The 21,562-nt window shown below is 33.8% G+C and carries 24 protein-coding genes; 3 read left to right on the forward strand and 21 right to left on the reverse strand.

Annotation, left to right across the window (positions count from 1 at the left end):
• Window positions 1-42: 42 nt before the first annotated feature.
• From BM120_RS10955 to BM120_RS01640, 3 genes are all read right to left on the reverse strand, one after another.
• A complete protein-coding gene (locus BM120_RS10955; protein ID WP_207645680.1) occupies window positions 43-303 on the reverse strand; it encodes a hypothetical protein in 261 nt (86 codons plus the stop codon).
• A gap of 272 nt (window positions 304-575) precedes the next feature.
• The gene (locus BM120_RS11035) at window positions 576-1,031 is read right to left on the reverse strand and encodes a hypothetical protein (RefSeq protein ID WP_242941537.1); all 456 of its coding nucleotides are present in this window, start codon (window positions 1,029-1,031) and stop codon (window positions 576-578) included.
• Between the two features lie 11 nt (window positions 1,032-1,042).
• Window positions 1,043-1,891 carry a KilA-N domain-containing protein gene (locus BM120_RS01640; RefSeq protein WP_091992742.1) on the reverse strand — a complete coding sequence of 283 codons (849 nt, stop codon included), beginning with the start codon at window positions 1,889-1,891 and terminating at the stop codon, window positions 1,043-1,045.
• 955 nt (window positions 1,892-2,846) lie between these two features.
• On the opposite strand from BM120_RS01640, the gene BM120_RS01650 reads away from it, so the two are divergent.
• Window positions 2,847-4,016 (forward strand): IS110 family RNA-guided transposase, encoded by a 1,170-nt coding sequence (locus BM120_RS01650; RefSeq protein ID WP_091992743.1) that lies wholly within the window; start codon window positions 2,847-2,849, stop codon window positions 4,014-4,016.
• 356 nt (window positions 4,017-4,372) lie between these two features.
• Here the strand turns inward: BM120_RS01650 and BM120_RS01655 are convergent, their stop codons facing one another.
• The 15 genes from BM120_RS01655 to brnQ all read right to left on the reverse strand — a co-directional run bounded on the left by BM120_RS01655 (window position 4,373) and on the right by brnQ (window position 17,140).
• Window positions 4,373-4,636 (reverse strand): FoF1 ATP synthase subunit delta/epsilon, encoded by a 264-nt coding sequence (locus BM120_RS01655; RefSeq protein WP_091992744.1) that lies wholly within the window; start codon window positions 4,634-4,636, stop codon window positions 4,373-4,375.
• Complete coding sequence (gene atpD, locus BM120_RS01660; RefSeq protein ID WP_091992745.1) at window positions 4,636-6,033, reverse strand: F0F1 ATP synthase subunit beta; 1,398 nt, start codon at window positions 6,031-6,033, stop codon at window positions 4,636-4,638. The genes BM120_RS01655 and atpD overlap by 1 nt, the downstream gene beginning before the upstream one ends.
• Before the next feature lie 10 nt (window positions 6,034-6,043).
• A complete protein-coding gene (gene atpG / locus BM120_RS01665) occupies window positions 6,044-7,045 on the reverse strand; it encodes an ATP synthase F1 subunit gamma (RefSeq protein WP_091992746.1) in 1,002 nt (333 codons plus the stop codon).
• A 25-nt stretch (window positions 7,046-7,070) separates the two neighbouring features.
• Window positions 7,071-8,570 carry a F0F1 ATP synthase subunit alpha gene (gene atpA, locus BM120_RS01670; protein WP_091992747.1) on the reverse strand — a complete coding sequence of 500 codons (1,500 nt, stop codon included), beginning with the start codon at window positions 8,568-8,570 and terminating at the stop codon, window positions 7,071-7,073.
• Window positions 8,571-8,586: 16 nt separating this feature from the next.
• Entirely contained in the window at window positions 8,587-9,129 is a 543-nt protein-coding gene (gene atpH / locus BM120_RS01675) for an ATP synthase F1 subunit delta (RefSeq protein WP_091992748.1), read from the reverse strand.
• Complete coding sequence (atpF, locus tag BM120_RS01680; protein ID WP_091992749.1) at window positions 9,129-9,629, reverse strand: F0F1 ATP synthase subunit B; 501 nt, start codon at window positions 9,627-9,629, stop codon at window positions 9,129-9,131. Before atpF ends, atpH begins: the two co-directional genes overlap by 1 nt.
• A 45-nt stretch (window positions 9,630-9,674) precedes the next feature.
• Entirely contained in the window at window positions 9,675-9,935 is a 261-nt protein-coding gene (atpE, locus tag BM120_RS01685; protein WP_091992750.1) for an ATP synthase F0 subunit C, read from the reverse strand.
• Between the two features lie 162 nt (window positions 9,936-10,097).
• Entirely contained in the window at window positions 10,098-10,802 is a 705-nt protein-coding gene (gene atpB / locus BM120_RS01690; protein WP_091992751.1) for a F0F1 ATP synthase subunit A, read from the reverse strand.
• 3 nt (window positions 10,803-10,805) lie between these two features.
• Window positions 10,806-11,165, reverse strand: a complete 360-nt coding sequence (locus BM120_RS01695; RefSeq protein WP_177187344.1) for an ATP synthase subunit I — start codon at window positions 11,163-11,165, stop codon at window positions 10,806-10,808.
• A 31-nt stretch (window positions 11,166-11,196) separates the two neighbouring features.
• Window positions 11,197-11,427 (reverse strand): AtpZ/AtpI family protein, encoded by a 231-nt coding sequence (locus tag BM120_RS01700; RefSeq protein ID WP_091992753.1) that lies wholly within the window; start codon window positions 11,425-11,427, stop codon window positions 11,197-11,199.
• 449 nt (window positions 11,428-11,876) lie between these two features.
• Window positions 11,877-12,506 carry a uracil phosphoribosyltransferase gene (upp, locus tag BM120_RS01705; RefSeq protein WP_091992754.1) on the reverse strand — a complete coding sequence of 210 codons (630 nt, stop codon included), beginning with the start codon at window positions 12,504-12,506 and terminating at the stop codon, window positions 11,877-11,879.
• Between the two features lie 187 nt (window positions 12,507-12,693).
• Window positions 12,694-13,140: a ribose 5-phosphate isomerase B gene (gene rpiB, locus BM120_RS01710; RefSeq protein WP_091992755.1), complete on the reverse strand. Its 447-nt coding sequence runs from the start codon at window positions 13,138-13,140 to the stop codon at window positions 12,694-12,696.
• 31 nt (window positions 13,141-13,171) lie between these two features.
• On the reverse strand, window positions 13,172-14,245 hold the full coding sequence (locus BM120_RS01715; RefSeq protein ID WP_207645681.1) for an L-threonylcarbamoyladenylate synthase: 1,074 nt from the start codon (window positions 14,243-14,245) through the stop codon (window positions 13,172-13,174).
• Between the two features lie 157 nt (window positions 14,246-14,402).
• Window positions 14,403-15,470, reverse strand: coding sequence for a peptide chain release factor 1 (gene prfA, locus BM120_RS01720; protein ID WP_091992756.1), 1,068 nt, complete (start codon window positions 15,468-15,470; stop codon window positions 14,403-14,405).
• 374 nt (window positions 15,471-15,844) lie between these two features.
• Window positions 15,845-17,140, reverse strand: a complete 1,296-nt coding sequence (gene brnQ / locus BM120_RS01725; RefSeq protein WP_091992757.1) for a branched-chain amino acid transport system II carrier protein — start codon at window positions 17,138-17,140, stop codon at window positions 15,845-15,847.
• A 792-nt stretch (window positions 17,141-17,932) separates the two neighbouring features.
• Here brnQ and alr point away from each other — a divergent pair.
• Window positions 17,933-19,099 carry an alanine racemase gene (gene alr / locus BM120_RS01730; RefSeq protein WP_091992758.1) on the forward strand — a complete coding sequence of 389 codons (1,167 nt, stop codon included), beginning with the start codon at window positions 17,933-17,935 and terminating at the stop codon, window positions 19,097-19,099.
• Window positions 19,100-19,267: 168 nt separating this feature from the next.
• Here alr and BM120_RS01735 read toward each other — a convergent pair whose 3' ends face one another.
• The 3 genes from BM120_RS01735 to BM120_RS01745 all read right to left on the reverse strand — a co-directional run bounded on the left by BM120_RS01735 (window position 19,268) and on the right by BM120_RS01745 (window position 20,548).
• The gene (locus BM120_RS01735; RefSeq protein WP_330389283.1) at window positions 19,268-19,528 is read right to left on the reverse strand and encodes a type II toxin-antitoxin system RelE family toxin; all 261 of its coding nucleotides are present in this window, start codon (window positions 19,526-19,528) and stop codon (window positions 19,268-19,270) included.
• The gene (relB, locus tag BM120_RS01740) at window positions 19,528-19,752 is read right to left on the reverse strand and encodes a type II toxin-antitoxin system RelB family antitoxin (RefSeq protein WP_091992760.1); all 225 of its coding nucleotides are present in this window, start codon (window positions 19,750-19,752) and stop codon (window positions 19,528-19,530) included. The genes BM120_RS01735 and relB overlap by 1 nt, the downstream gene beginning before the upstream one ends.
• Before the next feature lie 127 nt (window positions 19,753-19,879).
• Window positions 19,880-20,548 carry a response regulator transcription factor gene (locus BM120_RS01745; protein WP_091992761.1) on the reverse strand — a complete coding sequence of 223 codons (669 nt, stop codon included), beginning with the start codon at window positions 20,546-20,548 and terminating at the stop codon, window positions 19,880-19,882.
• Window positions 20,549-20,797: 249 nt separating this feature from the next.
• Here BM120_RS01745 and BM120_RS01750 point away from each other — a divergent pair, with 249 nt between their 5' ends.
• Window positions 20,798-21,535, forward strand: coding sequence for a PepSY domain-containing protein (locus BM120_RS01750; RefSeq protein WP_177187345.1), 738 nt, complete (start codon window positions 20,798-20,800; stop codon window positions 21,533-21,535).
• The last annotated feature ends 27 nt before the right edge of the window (window positions 21,536-21,562 follow it).

Raw genomic sequence — 21,562 nt, forward strand, 5'->3', positions numbered from 1 at the left:
TTCCTTTTCAAGCATTACTTTATGAGTCTTTAGTCTAAGCGTTTAAACTATTATACAATAAAAATCTGAAAAATATTCAATGGTAAAGAAAATCGATACGAATATTAAATGTTGAATTCTTACCTCATTCAACAACGAACAAATTTTATTTTCTTCTGTATGATGATACTTGAAACCACATTTTTCTTGACATCGTCTTGATTTGTCATTTCCATCAAAATAACAACACCACAATGCACTGCACCCCAAATCATCTGATTCTAACCATGGACGTAGAATTAATCTTTTTGTTGTAAATTGCATATTTTGTACTCCTTTCTGTGTTACCATACCAAGTAATAATTTGTAGCTATCAACCACATCATATACAATTTCACCATTACTGATGATTTTAAAATGCTCTCTGGCACAGATAATTCAAGGAAAAATTTCTATTCACTGAAAATAAAGATTCCACTATCAGAAATTGCCCCACTTAAAGTTTTTGATTATATGAAAAAACATCTACTATTCTCAGTGGATGCTTTCCCTTAATCCTGCTATTTTCCCTTAAATTATCACCATTTTAAGGTTTTTTATTTCAATCGCATATATTTTGTAGCTCTCCCCACACCTTCTCTTTTAATATTACCTTCAGCTATCAATTTTCTTAGTGCACCTTCAATCGAACTTACACTTAGTGATGGGCAACGCTCTCTAATATCTTGTTTGGTAAACCTTCCGAGTTTCTGCAAAGTTGCTTTCCTTACAAGCTCAACAGCAGGAAGCTTTTCTTCGATAATAGAAAATCTATCTTCAAATGCTTTATATGCGGCGAGAATTATTCCTAAGTAGTCTTCGATGTAAGAGAGCAAGATAATGGTCTTTCCACTACCTGTCGGTCTTTTTAAGATGATTTTGTTCTTTGCGTTCTTGTCCGTTGCTTTGTCTAAAATCATTCCACTAACTTTTATAATAAATTTTAGAAAAGCAATTAGTATAGACAAGAGCAATATTATTGGAAATAAGATAATTTTCAATTCCCATCTCATAACATACCTCTTTATTTCTTTGACTTATCTTCTAAGCTCTTAATTCCCGTATTGTTCAACTTTTCAATTGACATCATCTGAGTTCTGGCAAGCTTTCTAAGTTCTATCATTCTTTCTTTTTGATCCATCCCTTTACCAATAAGGATTGCATTGTAGCTTTCCATATTTGCAAGTACCAGTAATTCATTCAGACTTGCATAGTCTCTCATATTACCCTTTAAGTCAGGATTTTCTTCACGCCACTGTTTAGCTCTTTTGTTAAATAAAGCAACATTAAGCATATCTGCCTCACTTGCGTATTTATAAGATAACTGTTCGTTGGTAAGATCCTTTAAAAGATACTCTTTGATTGCATCTGTATGAATTTTATAGTTAATCTTAGAAATTTCTCTATTCAAATTCCAACCTAACGATAGCTTAGAATTTTCATCTGACTTAAGTCTCTTGTAATCTTGGATTACATACATCTTAAATTCAGCAGAAATCCATGAAGCAAATTCAAAGGCAATATCTGTATGTGCAAATGCACCGCCATATCTTCCACCTTTTGAGATAATTCCGATTGCTTCTGTTTTCTCTACCCATTTTTTAGGAGACAATGTAAAGGAATTATATCCAGCTTCCGATTTAATTCGGTCGAATTCGACCGAATTGAAATTCATATTGTTTAAGCCTTCCCATAAACCAAGAAATTCAATTGTATCTTTTCTTCTCATCCAATTTTTAATTACATCACTTGGTTCATCACTTTTATATCTTGCAATATCCGTTAGACTTATATAGTCATTTTTAAAGTCTTCAGTATAAATTTGAATAGCAAATCCTTTTGCTTCAATCGTATCTTTTTTTACCTTAGACATATGAGTTCCTCCTTTATGCTGATGTACTGTTTACAACATTTATTTTCGTAATAACTGCTCTAAACAGCACACCAACCATTCATTTTTTTGATTTTAAACTTTGGTAGAAGCTCTAAAACCCTTGTATTTACTTGACTATTTGCCTGTGTCATTATTATGACACGAAACCCGCTTGTTGAATCGTAAATCTTTATTTCACTCTTACCTCATTTATCGAATTAATTTTTCTGAATCTACTATATTTATAAGGTCTTTAAAAAAATTGGTACGTAGTATTTTTTGAAATAAATATTATTCTATCTATTTCTTTTTTACTAGCTTTTCTTATTAATATAAGATATCTCAATAACATTATTATACAATAGAATATTTAAAGCTGCTATTCTCAATATATTATTTACAAAACAAAAATTTTTCCTAAATTTCAATATTAAATAATACACTTTTCCCTAAGTCTGTCATTTGAGCCTCTCTCATATGAAGAGAATGGATGCGTAAAACATCCATTCACAAGCTCGAAATCGTTTGTTCTCATTCTTTATCTCCTTGTTTTATTGCATAAAAAAAGACGATATTTCTATCGCTCATTATTGTACTGTTTATTAAATTATCCTCAGCAGCTATCCTCAAATCTTATTTTGTCGTTGACCTTGACATGATAAATCATAGAGATTACTCCTTATATAATGTATTTAAGTTGTTAAAGGTAACCTATAATCCTTTATCGACTGAATTTTATTCAGTTTTACTGTATAATATTGTTATTAGATAGAGTGTACTCGTCTGCTCCTTGAGATTTAATCTCGTACTTGAAAGAGTGAGTCCTCTAATCTTTTAACTGTTTACGAATAAGTTAGATGTTGACCCTTTCGGGGTACTTCGTATATACCATAAGGCAGTAACGTTATTAGATTTTGAGGTGTCTATCTAAAATATATTTTTTGTGAGGTATCAAATGTTTTATTTAGGTATTGATATTGGTAAAAATACTCATGTTGCTTCTTTACTTGATTCTAAGAAAAAAGTTGTTTTTAAGGCTTTTTCCTTTTCAAATTCTATTGATGGTGCTGAAAGTTTAATCTGCAAATTAGAACCTTTCAAAAATGAACTTGAAATTGGTATGGAAGCTACCGGTCATTATTGGCTAAGTCTATACTCATATCTTGCCCAAAAAAACTTCACTGTTCGTGTTATCAATCCGATCCAAACGGATGGCTGGAGACAAGGTATTGAGATTAGAAAGAGAAAAACTGATATTATTGATTCTCTTTTAATAGCCGATCTTCTTCGCTATGGTGATTTTGTTGAAGCTTCTCTTTTTAACGAGGACTATTTGTCTTTGAGAAATCTTTCGAGATTCAGGTCTTATCTAGTATCATCAATTGGTGATCTTAAAAGAAAGACTATTGCTCTTTTAGACCAAGTTTTCCCTGAATATGCTTCTTCTTTTAGTAATATTTTTGGAAAGACTTCTAAAGAAATACTTTCAAATTTTTCTACTCCTTCAGATTTTGAAAATATCAATTCTGAAGATTTACAATCTTTTTTAGACAATGTTTCTAAAAAGAAGTATGCTTCCAGAAAGCTTGAAGAACTTTCTAAGAAAGCTTCTACTTCTTTTGGCGTTAATTTCTGCATGGATTCTTTCAGCTTACAAATCAAAATGCTTATCAAGCAAATTTCTTTTATTCAAAATCAAGTTTTAGATGTTGAAAAAGAAATTGAAATTTTATTTGAAAAACTCAACTCTCCAATTACTACCATTCCAGGTATTGGTTCTGTTAATGCTGCTACAATATTAGGCGAGATTGGAGATATTAAAAGATTTTCTAACCCTTCAAAGCTTGTTGCTTACGCAGGTCTTGATGCTAGTATTTCTCAGTCTGGAGAATTTGAATCCACTTCTAATCATATGACTAAAAGAGGTTCTCCATACCTTAGACGTGCTTTGTTTCAATCTGCTCTTAGATCTGAATTTTACGATCCTGTTTTTTCTGATTATTATCAGAAAAAAATTAGAGAAGGCAAACACCATCTAGTCGCGACTAATGCTGTTGCTAGAAAGCTATGTCATACTATTTTTGCAGTTCTAACCAAAAATGAACCTTATCAACAACAAAGTTAGCTTTTGCTTAACTCTCAATTAATTTTTGAAAAAGGTTCTGTAAATGACGAGCAAAGCTTATGCTTAGCTTTTATCATTTACAGGTTCTTTTGAAAAATTACAATTTAAAAAGCAAAAACTTTGCTAACCCTATTTTTTAATCTTAAAGTTTAGGGTCTTTTTTTCATGCTTTTTTTATTCAGTTTTTATCAATATCAATCCTTATATTTTTTTCATTTCACCTCTTGACTTTTAATAGTTAGTCTTATTTAGTTTTTTGTTAACTCTATTTTAGCATATTAGGATGTAATCTCTATTTTTTACTTCAAATTTTTACTTCAAAAGCTCCATACTTATTCTAACTAGCTATTTATCTTTTATTCTTCAGCTCCCCATTCAGCCCTTTCAGTAACTATTACTGTCTCACTATTTGGATCAACTGTTACAAATCCATTCCCTATTTCAGCATACATGAATTTGCCATCCTTTTTTATCTTCAATTTTCCTTCCTTTATCCCAGTAACAATTGGAACATGACCTCTCAAAATGGCTCTATCTCCAACAATTGTTTTAAATATTACCATCTCTGCAATTTCGTCATAAAAAGTCTTATGAGGAGTTACTACCTTCAATTTAAACATTAGTTAGCACTTCCTTTCGCCTTTCTTACAACGTCATCGATTGTCCCTACGAACAAGAAAGCTGATTCTGGAATATCATCATGCTTTCCTTCCAAAATCTCTCTAAATCCTCTAACAGTTTCTTTTACTGGAACATAAACTCCAGGAATACCTGTAAACTGCTCGCCAACAGTAAATGGCTGAGACAAGAATCTCTGTATTTTTCTTGCCCTCGCTACAACCACCTTATCTTCATCAGATAATTCGTCCATACCAAGTATTGCAATAATATCCTGCAGCTCCTTATATCTTTGTAATATCGACTGAACACCTCTGGCGACCTCGTAATGATCTTCACCGACTATATGTGGATCCAAAACTCTAGAAGTTGACTCTAATGGGTCAACTGCTGGATATATACCAAGCGATGATATTTGTCTAGATAATACTGTTTTGGCGTCAAGATGTGAGAATGTTGTCGCTGGCGCCGGGTCAGTCAAATCATCTGCTGGAACATATACAGCCTGAACAGACGTGATAGACCCCTTCTTTGTAGATGTTATTCTTTCCTGTAAAGCTCCCATTTCCGTAGCCAATGTCGGCTGATAACCAACTGCTGATGGCATACGTCCAAGCAAAGCTGATACCTCTGAGCCAGCCTGTGTAAATCTAAAGATATTATCTATAAATAGAAGAACATCCTGTCCTTCTTCATCTCTAAAATGCTCTGCCATAGTCAAGCCAGTTAAAGCAACTCTCATTCTTGCTCCCGGTGGCTCATTCATCTGCCCAAATACCATTGCTGTTTTTGCTATAACACCTGATTCTGTCATTTCACCGTACAAGTCATTACCTTCTCTAGTTCTTTCTCCAACACCTGAAAAAACAGAAATACCACCATGCTGCTTTGCGATATTATTTATTAGCTCCTGAATAAGAACTGTTTTACCTACTCCTGCACCACCGAATAAGCCTATCTTACCACCCTTTAGATAAGGTGCCAACAGGTCCACTACCTTTATCCCAGTTTCAAGAATTTCAGCCTTCGTTTCCAAATCCTCATACCTTGGAGCCTCCTTGTGAATTGGTGATAGCTTTATATTTTCTGGCATTTCTTTTAAATCAATAGCTTCTCCCAAAACATTGAACACCCTACCCAAGGTTTCTGCTCCAACAGGAACTGAAATAGGTGCGCCGGTATCCACTACCTCCAATCCTCTTACAAGACCTTCTGTAGCACTCATGGCAATACATCTAACGGTATCATTACCAATATGCTGAGCAACCTCAGCAACTATTTTTTTATCGCCAACATTTATTTCCAAAGCATTTAGTAGGCTTGGTAAATTGTCTTTACCTTCAAACCTTACATCAAGTACAGCTCCTACAATCTGCACAATTTTTCCTATATTTGCCATCTTATCCTCCTTACTTTAGAGCTTCAACTCCACCACTAATCTCAGTTATTTCTTGAGTTACGGCAGACTGTCTAGCTCTATTGTAGCTTAATTCAAGATTTTGAATCATTTCATTCGCATTGTCAGTTGCTGATTCCATCGCTGTTCTTCTAGCTCCCTGTTCGGAAGCATATGATTCAACGATTCCACCGTTAAGTATTCCAGAAATATATGTAGGTATCAAAAATTCAAGAACTTTTTGAGGAGATGGAAGATATTTTACCTTCGATCTCGAATCCACTGACTTTGCCTTTATCTTATTGACCAAGAGCATTGCTTCTTCGTCTTCTTTTCTTCGTCTTTCTTCTCTTTCCTTAATTATATCTTCACTAATATAGATATCTGGATCCAATTCCTCTTGAATTTCCTTGTATCTCTCTCCACCATATTCTAATGGTGTATCAAAAACTAAAGGAAGAACCTTTATTACCTTTGCTTCCTGTGAAAGAGCCGAGTTAAATTTCGTATATGTGAAAAGAGCTTCATCTATTTCTTCATTAAGGAACATCTTCACAACCTTATTCGTTATTCTTTGAATATCAGAATAGCTATAGCTTTCTGCTGATTCGATACTATCGATCACTTCAACTCCATCCATTTTGCTATATCTATCATAGGATTTCTTCCCAACAGTAATTACATAGTCTTTTGTTACACCTAAATATTTTTCAGCTTCTTTAAAAGCATTGATGTTATATCCGCCTGCAAGACCTCTATCACCTGCTACTATGATATGACATCTATTTTTTAATTCTCTTTCCTTCAATAATTGACTATTAACACCCTTCGTATTAACAGATATTTCGACAATAGCTTCATACATTGTGTTGAAATATTCACTTGATTCATCTGCTACCTGCTTAGCTCTTCTAAGCTTAGAGGATGCAACTAAATACATGGCATTAGTAATCTGCTTTGTATTATTTACACTCGCAATTCTGTTTTTTATGGACTTCATACTTGCGCCTGCCATATCCGTACTCCTCCTTTAGCTAGTATTACTGTGCTTTAAATTTTACCTTGTATTCTTCAATAATCTTCTTTAATTCTTCATTAAAGTCTTCGTTATTCAATATTTTTTGAAGTATTTCTGGATACTCATTGGCTATGAATATATATAGACCCTCTTCAAATGCCTTGATATCTTCCAGCTCTATATCTTCCAGCAGATTATTTATTACAGCATAGATTATCACAACTTGATTTTCAACTGTAACAGGCTTATGCTCATCCTGCTTCAATACTTCAACTATTCTTTGCCCCTGTGCCAATCTTCTCTTTGTATCTTCGTCTAAGTCAGAGCCGAACTGTGCAAAAGCAGCCAATTCTCTATATTGAGAATATGCAAGCTTTAGTGTACCGGCTATCTTTTTCATAGGCTTGATCTGTGCAGACCCACCAACTCTTGAAACTGATATACCAGGGTCAACTGCCGGTCTAATTCCTGAATAGAATAATTCTGGCTGCAAATATATCTGTCCATCTGTAATAGATATTACATTCGTAGGTATATAAGCTGAAACGTCACCAGCCTGAGTTTCTATGACAGGAAGAGCAGTCATCGATCCTCCTCCCAATTCATCTGAAAGCTTGGCAGCTCTTTCAAGTAATCTTGAATGTAGATAGAATACATCACCAGGATACGCTTCACGCCCCGGCGGTCTTCTTAATAGCAATGACATTTCTCTATATGCAACTGCCTGCTTACTCAAATCATCGTATACAATAAGTACGTGCTTGCCGTTGTACATAAATTCCTCACCAATAGCTGCACCTGAGTACGGTGCAATATATTGTAATGGTGCAGATTCAGAAGCAGTTGCAGATACCACTATAGTATAATCCATCGCTCCAAAATCCTCCAAGGTCGATACTAGCTGAGCAACAGTAGATCTCTTTTGACCAATTGCAACATATATACAAATGACATCCTTGCCTTTTTGATTTAATATTGTATCTATCAGAATAGAGGTTTTACCTGTCTGTCTATCACCAATTACCAGCTCTCTCTGTCCTCTACCGATTGGAATCATGGAGTCTATAGATTTTATTCCAGTCTGCAAGGGTTCAAAAACTGATTTTCTATCCATTATTCCTGGGGCTGGGGCTTCAACAGGTCTAGTCTTATCAGTTTTGATTTCACCTTTTCCGTCTATCGGTTGTCCCAAAGCGTTTACGACTCTACCAATCATAGCTTCGCCAACCGGCACCTCAACTATTCTTCCAGTTCTTTTTACAACATCACCTTCTCTAATCCCGAAATCGTCACCAAGTATTACTACTCCCACGACCTCTTCTTCTAGATTTAGTGCGATACCAAATATTTTACCCGGAAACTCTACAAGCTCCCCAGACATTACATTATCAAGTCCATAAACACTGGCAATACCATCACCAACATTTAATACGCTACCAGTATCATTTAGCTGTACTTTATTTTCATAATTTTTAATCTGATTCTTAATAATCGAACTAATTTCTTCTGGTTTTAAGTTCATGGATTCACCACCATTTCTATGATATTACTTGAGATAGCTGTTCCCTTAGATCATCTAGTCTAGATTTTACAGTTCCATCCATCTCTTCATTTCCTATTCTTACAAGAGCTCCACCCAAGATGCTCTCATCTATTTTGTTTACAAGCTTAACGCTCCTATTATATCTTGCAGAAAGCTTTATTTCCAGCTCAGAAATTTTTTCGTTGCTTAAAGGTATAGCCGTTATTACAATACCCTCAGCAACCTTTTCTTTATCATATAGCATATTTTTAAATGAATCTACAATTGAAGCAAATTCAGTAGTCCTGCCATTATCGATAAGAACCTTGACAAGATTTTTTGTGTAGCTCGAAAAGCCATCATAAAAAACCTTATCAGCAATACTCTTCTTATCAGCTCTTGAAACAAATGGAGACCTCAGCGCATCATATAAATTTGCATTTTCTGATATGGTCTTGGCTATTTGCTCCAGCTCAGAGAATATTTCAGTAGCCTTATTTTCTTCCTCTGCAAGCTCAAATATTGCTTCAGCATATCTATTTGCCACTTGACCAACCATTATCTTGCTTCTCCTACTTCTCTAATAAATTCATCCAGCAAAGCTTCATGCTTTGACTTATCGATATCCTTTTCAATAACCCTTGATGCCGCCAGAATCGCCATATCAGAAATTTCATTTTTAATGCTATTGAACGTAGCTTCTCTTTCCTTAACGATGTCATCCGAAGCCTTATTTTTGATATTCGTAGCATCAAGCTTAGCTTGAGCAATTATTTCAGAAGATCTTTCTTCTGCTCTTCTTCTCGCTCTTTCTACTATATCCTGACCTTCAACTATGGCACCTTCGATTCTTTCTTCATACTCAGATTTTAGTCTAAGACCCTCCTCTTTCGCTTTTTCACCAATTTCAATATCGCTTTTTATTCCAGCTTCACGTCTTTCAATTACAGCTAAAACCTTATCGAAAAGTATTTTCTTTAGAATAAAAAACAACAACAATGTATTGGCAAGAGTGAAAAAGAATTCATATGTCAAACCAACTAAAGGCTTAAATTCCATTACTAATCCTCCTCTCTAAATAATACAAATCATTACGACTTGCTATTATCCGATCCAAGGATTTACGAATAGAATTATTATAGCTATAACTAGACCATATATTGCGGATGACTCCGCAACAGCCTGACCCAAAAGCATGGTAGATATGATATCGCTCTTTGCCTCTGGCTGATTTCCTACTGCCTCTGCACCCTTACCAGCTGCATAGCCCTGACCTATACCTGCACCTATACCTGTAGCTACTGCTATACCTGCACCAATTGCTGAACCAGCTATTGCTATTCCCAAGCTCATTCCTTCTAACATGTTATTTTCCTCCTTAAGTTACCTAATCCTGTTAATCTTTTAATCCTATTAATTTGATATAATCTTTTTATATAAAAGTACTAATTTTTAATATTATACTAATTCATTTTAATATTTTACTAATCTACTTTAATTTTTTACTAATCAAAATACTATTAATTTTTACTCCTCTGCTGTGCTGCCGACAAACACCATTGTCAACATTATAAATATGAACGCTTGCAATGTTCCTGCAAATAAATCAAAATACATATGCAATGGCACCGGTATTACTAACTGACCTATTGGTATCTTCAGATTTGGAATCAATTCTGAAACAAATCTCAATAGCTTATAAAGTAAAGACATAATGATCGCACCACCCAAAATATTACCAAATGGACGGAAGCTCAATGAAATAGGTCTTGCAATTTCACCGATAATATTTAATGGTGCCATAATAGGTGTCGGCTCAAGCAACGATTTAAAGTATTTTCCTCCTTGGAACTTAACTCCCATAAAGTAAATCATGAAAACTGTAATTCCTGCCCATGCTACTGTAGTATCTAAATCTGTAGTTGGAGATCTTAATCCCAGCAATCCAATTAGATTTGAGGCTGCGAAAAACATAAAGATGCTTCCAATATATGCAATAATCCAAGGTGCATTTTCAACGAATCTCTTTCCCATGGTATCAGTGACAAGATTTCTCAGACTATCGACTGCCATTTCAACAAGCACCTGTCTTTTTGTAGTAGGCACCTCTTTGAGATTCCTAGTCAAATACAATGAAAGCAATATCAAAAAAATCATAATCAACCATTGAACGACTATTGTTTCACTTAACCTGAAGCCGCCAAAATAAAGTATATATTTCGCTTGATACATAAATCAGTCCTCCTTCCCCTTATTTAATTTTGATAGTAGCTGCTGAGCCTTTATTACAATATTTGTACTTATTAGCCCGACAGCAGCTGTGTAAATATTAATATGTTTTGAGACTGCCGCAAATATCAAAATTGCACCATAAAGTAGGATTCTTGACATATACCCCAGGCTTGCCCAAAGCTTCGCATTGGTCTTTTTATCCACAACAGATTCTATATTTCTCGCCATCATAAACAAAGCCACCATTGCTACCAGGCTTCCTGCAATCAATCCCCCAACATATTTAATTGAAAAGTACTTGAAAAAAAATAGAGCAATAATCACAATAATATCATATACAACTATTCCTTTATATATTTTCATCAAGCTATCTAACAACTGTTTATCCAAAGCATCACTTCCTCTTTTTCATAAATGGTAATAAAGTTCTATATACGCCACTAAACGCACTCCCGATACCAATAAAAATAAAAATCAATGTGAATACGGGAGAGGTTGATAATTTTGAATCCAAAAGCCTTCCCAAAAAACCACACCCAAAAATACACACAGCTACGATTATTCCAAGCTGTGAAATTAAAGAAAAAACTCTCATCGCTTCTATCCAAACACCTTTCTTTGACATTGCTTTACCTCATACTCCTATATTCACTCACAATAACACACAACAAATCAAATACCTATCTTACTATTTGACTAATATATAATATCATAAATTTATAATTTCTGTCTAAATAATAATAGAATATATGATGAATTATTATTGAATTTTTGACACAATTTTTTTAAATATGTATCGACTATATGTAATATTCATAGTATTTTTTATTATGGTTGGTATATACCCTATAAATTATAATCACTATCAAATTTTTTATATTTTTCATACAAATACTACAATTCTTTTTATATTTTACCATATATTTTCCCCCAAAATGGTATCTTCAAAACAGAAAAGGAGCGATTTTAGCAAATGCTATCATCACTCCATCTCTCAAAACAAAATAAATCAATATTATAACCCAAAATTAAATATACATAGTCGAATTACAAAAATCAAAGCCCTGTTATATATTATTTTGTACCGAACAATCTATCTCCAGCATCACCTAGACCGGGAACAATATATTTGTGTTCGTTTAATCTTTCATCTATTGCCGCAACATAAATATCAACATCCGGATAAGCTTTATGAACCTCTGCAATTCCCTCTGGAGCAGCAACAAGATTAACCATTCTGATGCTTTTAGCTCCCTTTTCTCTTAGAAGCTGTATAGCAGCCACTGAAGATCCACCAGTAGCCAGCATTGGATCTACTAGCAATACCTCTCTATCGCCTATATCCTGTGGCAGCTTACAATAGTATTCCACCGGCTGAAGAGTTTCAGGATCTCTATATAATCCTATGTGACCAACCTTTGCCGCTGGAATCAAGCTAATTAATCCGTCCACCATACCTATTCCAGCTCTTAAAATCGGAACTATCGCCAATTTTTTCCCTGTTAGCTCCTTCGCTGTCATCTTTGCCACTGGAGTTTCTATTTCAACATCTCCAAGAGGTAAATCCTTTGTAACCTCATATCCCATCAACATTGTAATCTCTGTTAATAGCTCCCTAAAATCCTTAGAGCCAGTGTTTTGCTTTCTCATCAACGTTAGCTTGTGTTGAATCAATGGGTGATCAGTAACTGTTACTTTGTTCATATTATCCTCCTAATTTAATAAAAACTTATATTATCAATGCTACCTGCATTAATTTCTGTCTATGATATTATAAAACGTATTTTGCATTTTATCAATAATTTATAAATAAATTATCGATAAAAATCTACAGATATTTCAGTCATGCCTTAATTAATAAAAAAAATAATATAAATCATATTTTTCATTTCTAAAGGCTGCTATTTTCAATTTCTGTTATTTTATCAACTCTTGATTGATGTCTTCCACCCTCAAACGAAGAATTTAGATATGCGTCAACGATGTCTAGCCCAAGTCCAATACCAGTAACTCTCTCACCAAGTGCAATCATATTTGCATCATTATGTGCTTTTGTCATACGTGCTGAGAAGGTATCTCCCAATGTCGCACATCTTATTCCTTTGACCTTATTTGCAGCAATACCTATTCCAATACCTGTTCCACAGACCAAAATACCACATTCAGCCTCTTTATCTACTACCGATTTCGCCGCCTTATACGCAAAATCCGGATAATCTACAGAATCAGTGGTGTCAGTACCAAAATCCAAAACCTCGTACCCTTTCCCTTCAAGATGATTTTTGATGGCATTTTTCAAATTTAGACCACCATGATCACAAGCCAATGCTATTTTCATATTTCTTCCTCCAATTAAAATCAATTTTTTACTATACAAACTTGTATCCAGCAGATTTCTTCAATCTATTCATTATGGCAACACCAATACCCTTTTCTTCAAAGGCTTCAGCATATGCCACATCAATATTTCTTTTATCCAAGGCTATCAATACATCAAATAAATTTCTTGCCACCTCTTCATAGGTACTTCCCAAAGAAAATACATTGACATTTCTAAATTTCAGCTTTAATTCATCGAATCTAGCAACATTTTGCTTCATACACAGTATTGCAATTTTCTTTTCAGCGTTATCCTTCATTTCCAATAAAAATTCCGACAGCTCAACAAGCCTATCAATACCACCCGTCACCATAAATATATTTGCATTAGGTGAATAATGCTTGTATTTCATTCCGGGAGCCTTTGCCTTGATATTATCGCTATGAGAAGAAAGCGACGGATCTAGTCTTACAGCTCCAAGAGCTTCCTTTAACATCTCCAATGTAATCGCACCAGGTCTCAAAACCATGGGAACATTCTCAGAAAGATCAACTATTGTTGACTCAACACCAAAATCACAGAAGCCACCTACCAAAATCCCATCAACTCTACCATTCATATCTGCTATAATATGCTCTGGCTTCGTTGGAGAGGGCTTTCCAGACAGATTTGCTGATGGTGCAGCTATTGGAACACCAGATGCTTTTATCAATGCTCTGGCAACCTTGTCTGATGGCATCCTAATTGCAACAGTATCCAAGCCACCACTTGTCACCTTTGGAATCAAATCAGATTTTTTGAAAACAATTGTCAAGGGTCCCGGCCAAAATCTATCAATCAATTTTTTTGCTCTCTCATCCATATCTACAACTAATGGATTGATATCCTCTCTCTCAGCAACATGAACGAGCAATGGATTGTCACTTGGACGTCCCTTTGCCACATATATTTTAGATGCAGCTTGTTCATCAAGTGCGTTTGCACCCAAGCCATAGACTGTCTCAGTCGGAAAAATCACCGTTTTTCCATCCGCAAGCATTTTTCCAAACCGTTCTATTACCTTGCTGTCGATATTATCTGGATCTATCCTTTCAACTACTGTATTTTTTTTCATAAATTCCATATTATCACTCTCGCAATTCTTCATATTTACTAGGTATTCACTAAAAAAGAGGCTCACAAAAATTTTTTATTTCAATAAGCATTCCCTTATTATCAATTCTAATAAAAACTATTTTTGTAAAACCTCCTTCACAAGAAATTATCCTAATAAAATTATACTAGTAAATAGAAGACATTTTTTCAGTTTGATCAACTGTAATCAACGCATCTATCATCTCATCCAAATCTCCATCTATAAACGAATCAAGCTTATAAAGTGTTAAATTGATTCTATGATCACTAACTCTCCCCTGTGGGAAATTGTATGTTCTAATTCTTTCAGATCTATCTCCAGAGCCTACCTGGCTCTTTCTTTCAGCAGCAATCTCTTTTTGCTGCTCAGCCAAAGCCTTATCATAAAGTCTTGCCTTCAATATTTTCATAGCCTTTTCCTTATTTTTTAGCTGTGACTTTTCATCCTGACATGAAACAACCTCTCCAGTAGGTATATGTGTTATTCTAACAGCTGAGTCCGTAGTATTAACACTCTGTCCACCATTTCCAGATGCTCTAAACACGTCCACTCTGATATCCTCAGGACTGATATCTATTTCGACATCCTCAGCCTCTGGCAACACAGCTACTGTTGCAGTAGAAGTATGTATACGTCCTCCAGATTCAGTGGTAGGTATTCTCTGAACTCTATGAACACCGGATTCATACTTCAATCTCGAATAAGCACCCTTACCCTTTATCATAAATGAAACCTCCTTGAATCCACCTACACCAGTATCGTTAGATCCAAGAAAGGACGTTTTCCAGCCTCTTCTTTCAGCATATCTAGAATACATTCTAAACAAATCGCCTGCAAATAGAGCAGCTTCATCTCCACCTGCACCACCTCTGATTTCAACAATAACGTCCTTGTCATCATTAGGGTCCTTAGGCACCAACAAAATTTTTAATTCATGTTCAATTTGCTTTACAGCTTCTTCCGCTTCTGACAATTCCAGCTTTGCAAGCTCTCTTAGCTCTTCATCACTTTCCTCTTCCAATATCTGCTTTGATTCAGCTATTGTATTGCTCACAGCTCTATATTCTCTATATTTTAAAACAATAGGCTCTAATTCAGAGGTTTCCTTCATAAGCTTCTGCCAAGTCGGTTGATCACTTATAATATCAGGATTCGCGACCTTTTCATTCAACTCATTATATTTGTCTTCCAAAACTCTAAGCTTATCTAGCATTTATATCACCTTTCTAATTTGTAGATTGAAATTTTCTAATTACAAGCCCAAAAACTAAATAAAATTATTTATAAGCTCGTACAAGCTTTAATTATGAGCTTTAATATAATTTTTACCTAATTAAAAATTATACCATAAAACAATATAATTCTCAAGTAGGAGAGGTCATTATTAAAATAAAAAACCACTCCATTTTGCATAAAAAATAAGATAAAAAATAGAGGCTTGAAAACCAAACCCCTATTTTTATTATTTAATTAATTTTATTCACGAATTATTATAAATCTAGTTAAAGTTAATTTTCAATAAAACTAATCGATATTATGCGCCTTTACTATGCGATTATGCATTTTACTATATGATTATGCGTTTTACTATGCATTTGTAGCAGTCTTTGATTTACCCTTGAATATAAAGCCTAATACACCAGCAATGATAGTAGGAACCATCCAGTTAAATCCAAAGCTTGCTAATGGTAAGCTATTTACAAATCCAAGTGCCGGTATTTTTGCTGATAACAATGTCAATGTAGATATTATTACAGACATACCTGCTGCAAATTTATATACCATATCACTTTTAATTCTTTCCTTGAAGAATACCAATACTATTAGAACGATTGAAGGTGGATATACTATCGTCAATATTGGATTCGCTATCTTAACAAGTCCACTAACACCCATTGTAGCTGCTGCCGCTGCAAATATACAAACGAATAACACACACTTAGCATAGCTAACCTTATTCTTAGAAAGCATTGATAGGTATTCTGCAGTTGCAGATGTAAGACCAATTGAAGTAGTAAGACAAGCAAGAGAAACTGCTATCGCCAAAACTATCTTTCCAGTATTTCCTAGCAGCATCTGTGTAATATTTACTATAACCTGTGATTGCTTTACGCCTTCGTCATATACAGTTGACACTGTTGAGCCCAAGTAAGTCAAACCACCGTATATTAAACCCAAGCCCAAGCAAGCAATCAAGCCAGCCTTGATAAGCACAGATATCTGCTGCTTTGGCTCTGTATAGCCCTTATTAGAAAGAGTTAGCATAAGCACTGAACCAACTGCTATAGAAACGAAACAGTCCATAGTTTGGTAGCCATCCATAATACCTCTCTTGAATACCTCATCAATCATTGGAGCTGCAGTTGGCTGACCCAAAGGAGATACAACTCCCTTTATGATGATTATTGATAAAGCCACAATCAAGAATGGAGTAAGGACCTGCCCAACTATATCGATAACCTTTGAAGGTCTAACAGTAAGTATATAAGTCAATGCGAAGAATATAACTACTACAATAACGATTGGCAAACCTTCTCCGAAAATAGGCATAATACCCATTTCATATGTTGTCGCACCAGTTCTAGGTATAACTAACAACGGACCAACACACATTATGTCTGCAAAGCTTAATAATATTGCAGGAACTCTTCCTATTCTACCAAATAATTCCATTATTTCACCACGACAATATGCAATTGCAATTACCGCTAAAAGTGCAAGACCAGCATCGGCAAACGTAAACCCTGCAAATGCAGTAAACCACTGTGGACCTGCTATTATCCCCAAATATGGTGGGAATATCAGGTTACCTGCACCAAAGAACATCGCAAATAAGGCAAAACCAAACGTAAAGATGTCCCTTAAACTACTTTTGTTGCTCATATTTTTTCCTCCTTTAATTTATTTTATCAGGTTGATAAAATACTTAACTATAACTAATTTTATAACTTACAATCATATTATAATTTTATTTTTTTAAGTTGTCAAGCTAAAATAATCATATTATATTTTTATTGTTAAAAAAATATTTTTAAAATTTTTATCATTATTTACTTAACTAAATATAGTAATATCTGTATTTTTTGTATATTTCAACCTTTTTTCATCTGTGGAACATAGTATTATTAACCAATACACTTTTTGTTTTTCTGTTAAATACAAATTATAAATAATAATGTTTATTTAAAAAAATCTATTTTTTTCTCCTTTTACTAATATTCTTTATACTTTCAGAATATTTCATTTTTTCAATCTTTAGTTAGTAATTTAACACTTGTTATACTAAAAAATAATTTCTAATAAATTATATAATCTCTTTTCTTATGAATACTAACTATAAAAATATAAAATAATATATTTTGTTAAATTAACAAAATATAAAAAAATCGTTTAAGCGATAATATAAAATATCATTTCAAAATTATCAATATATTTCGATAATTTAAATAATGTCAATTTATTATTGTTTTTTATTAATTAAATTACAAAAATAGATTGATATAGATTATATTATTTGATTAAAAGAAAAAAACATATTATATTATTATTAATTTTCTGATTTTTTTAATTTTTCTATAAAATCTTCCAAAATATATGTATTATTTGAAAATTTTGTGCTATAATTAGAAAAACTAAGACTGCATATACTGCAGTTTTTTATATTGGAGGTACAATATGAACAAAGTAATTACGAGTGCGAATTGGGTTGAAATTGATTTGGATGCACTAAAATACAACTATGAGGGACTAAGAAATAAGCTGTCTAAGGACACCAAAATATGTATGGTGGTCAAAGCTAACGGATACGGTCATGGCTCTGTAGAAATGTCCAAGCTTTATGAAAGCCTTGGAGCTGATTTTTTGGCAGTTGCCAGAAGCTCTGAGGGCTTGGAGCTGAGAGAAAATGGCATAAGGCTTCCAATCCTAAATCTGGGCTTCACAAATCCCAATGACTATGAAAATATCATCGAGGGCAATATTTCTTCAACCATATTCGACATTGAAACAGCAGAAAAATTAAATGAAGTAGCTTCAAATATTAATAAAATTGCCAAGGTTCATATAAAAATAGATACCGGAATGTCAAGATTGGGATTTTTGGCTATAGAAAAAAATTACGAAAATATATTAAAGGACGTTAAATATATCAGCGAGCTACAGAACGTAAAAATAGAGGGTATATTCACACACTTCTCAACCTCAGATTCAAAGAACAAGGAGTTTGAGAAAATTCAATTGAAACGATTTGAGGATGTGATAGATATATTACAGAAAAATGATTTGGAGCTTGGAATACGACACTGCTCAAACAGTGCAGAAATACTGGATACAGATGTCGAATTTGATATGGTTAGACCGGGAATAATTCAATATGGCATCTATCCGTCAGACGAGGTAAATAAAACAGTAGAGGTTAAACCAGTTATGTCCTTTAAAGCAAAGGTTACAAATGTAAAGGTATTAGATCCCGATACGTCAATTAGCTATGGAAGAACGTATTTTACTACCAACCAAGAAAAAATTGCGAGCATCGCTGTTGGATATGCAGATGGCTTCCTCAGAGGCAGAAAAAATCCTTATGTATATATAAACGGAGAAAAATGCCCAATAGTTGGCAGAATCTGTATGGATCAATGCATGGTCCGAGTACCGATGGATATGGATGTCAAAATAAACGATGATGTAGTTCTGTTTGGAGAGGGATTGATTTCTGTAACAGAAATAGCAAACAGCTGCGATACAATAGAGCATGAAGTTCTGTGCAATATTAATAGAAGAGTTCCAAGAGTATACAAGAAAAACGGAGAAAGCTGTAATATCATCGACTATATATTAAAATAATATAAAATAAAAATATATAATAATACAAAATAATAATATATAATACAGAAAAAATTTCACACACCCCAAAACGGAGGCTAGGCATTCTATGATATAATAATGAATGCCTAGCCTCAATTTTGTTTCCTCATTGTATTTTATTGCCATGTAAATTTCCTATATCTTTGATTAATAAATTCTGCTTCTATAACCTATATCAACAAGAGCTAACACAATATTATTGTCTTGTATATCAGCTAAAAGCCTGTAATCACCTACTCTATATCTCCACTGTCCACTTCTGTTAGCTGTAAGACCTTTTCCATGTAGACGATGATTTTCGCAGCTCATAAGATTTTTTTCAATCCATGACTTAATTATTTTTTGTGTATGCCTATCAAGCTTTTTAAATGATTTATCAAATTTATCGGTAGTAACAATCTGATACATTATAATTCAAGTTCTTTCCAAAGGTCATTGATTGGTCTTGTTTTTAATGTTCCTGCTTGCTTTTCTGTTTCATATTCTTCAAATACTTTAAGATCGTATTCATCTTCAATTTTTTCAAGCATGGCAACTCTAATAATTTCGGACAATGTAGTATTATTATGTTTTGCGTATGCTTTAAAAATATCTAGTTCTGTTTCTGGTACTCTCAAGCTAATTGTAGGCATGTCAATTCCCCCTTCTTTTCGTATTACAATTGTATTACAAAAATGTTTTTTTGTCAATACATTTCATAGAAAGTCTGTAAATTAATATCTGATTATGTTTCAAATTAGTCTCTAATCATATTTCAGATTAATCTCTAATAACATACCCCAGCCCCCTTTTAGTTTGAATAATACTCATAGAATCATTCGGACTGATTTTTTTTCTGATATTTTTAACCAATACCTCTACAATATTTGACCCACCTAGATAGTCAAAGCCCCATAAATGCTCCAATATCTGTTCCTTGCTGATTATCCTACCTTTATTCTGCATTAAATATTCAAAAACCTCATATTCCTTGCCCGTCAATTCAATTGCTTCATTTCCTTTTTTAACACTCTTTTCAGACATATCCAAGGAAATATTCTTTACGGATAGCTTATTGGAGGTATTGCCATATTGTCTCCTTACAATAGCTCTAATCCTCGCTATCAATTCCTCAAATTCAAACGGCTTGATTATAACATCATCAGCACCAATATTTAAGCCCCTAACCTTATCCTCTAAAGAATCTCTGGCTGATAGCATCAAAACCGGCGTGTTAATATTATTAGCTCTCATATTTTTCACTAGCTGATAGCCATTGATTTTAGAAATTTTCATAGCTGTAATTATGGCATCGTAGCTCCCAGCCTTTAAATAGTACAATGCTTCTTCTCCATCAAAGGCCGAATCTACACCATAGCCTTTATTTCTTAAATACTTATTTATAACATTATTTAAACCTTTTTCTCCCTCAACAATTAGTATCTTCATATTATCACCTACCCATCATGATTTAAAATCCACCCTCCATAAGCACTCTTATGAATTTTCATTATACTATGCTCTACTTTTTCAGCATTTATTCTGATTTTTTCAGCAGCTTTTTCATTTTTCAATATTTTTTCTCTTATTCATTTTACATTCAGCTTTAGAAAATATAATAAACCTACAAGCTGATTTTTATACATAATATATCAATTGGCTTAAATTAGTTTGAAAATGAATGGAGGATCAAATATTATGAAAATGAAGAAAAACAACGTAAAGAAAAGCTCAATAATCGCATTGGCATTGGTGGGTATGCTTGCAGCATCAAATATACCATCGTTTGCAGCTCAAGCACAGGCTACTGATTCAAGCAGTACATCAGCTACCTCAGGTGCTACAAATAGCTCTAGTACAGCTAAGAGCTCCAATTCAACTGATAATTCAGGCTCTAAGAGCTCGACAAGCTCAGCAAAGAGCAAAAAATCAAAGAATACTTCAAGCACAGCAAATGCTAACAGCAATTCGGCTAAAGCAAATAAATCCAGCTCAACAAATAGTGGCTCAAAAAGAAAAAAAGGTAAAGGAAGCAGAGCTGAGCAAGGAAATAAATCAAAAATTTCCTTGGACGAAAAAATTGCTCAGGCAAATGTAAAAATCACCAAGGAGCAGGCACAAAAAATAGCTCAGGAAGCAGTATCTGGTAGTACAGTGGAAAAAATATTCTTTAAGAATAAGGACAACCAGCCAAGATATAAAATAATAGTTACAAAGGACAATGTGAGATATGCCGTAAAGCTTGATGCCAACACCGGCTCAATAATATCAAATCAAACGGAAACAGCTTCCGATAAGGCTGAAAAAAATAGAGCAAGAAAAAACAAAAACAATGATTCACAGTCAAATAGCAATACCACAAAAAATTTGATGAAATCAGAAAGCAAATCAGCGAATACTAGGCAATCAGCAACAGATGAAGCACAGGCTGAATAATTTCTGATTAATTTAATAAGTGCTAAA

The sequence above is a fragment of the Peptostreptococcus sp. D1 genome (assembly GCF_900112955.1).
GTDB lineage: Bacteria > Bacillota > Clostridia > Peptostreptococcales > Peptostreptococcaceae > Peptostreptococcus.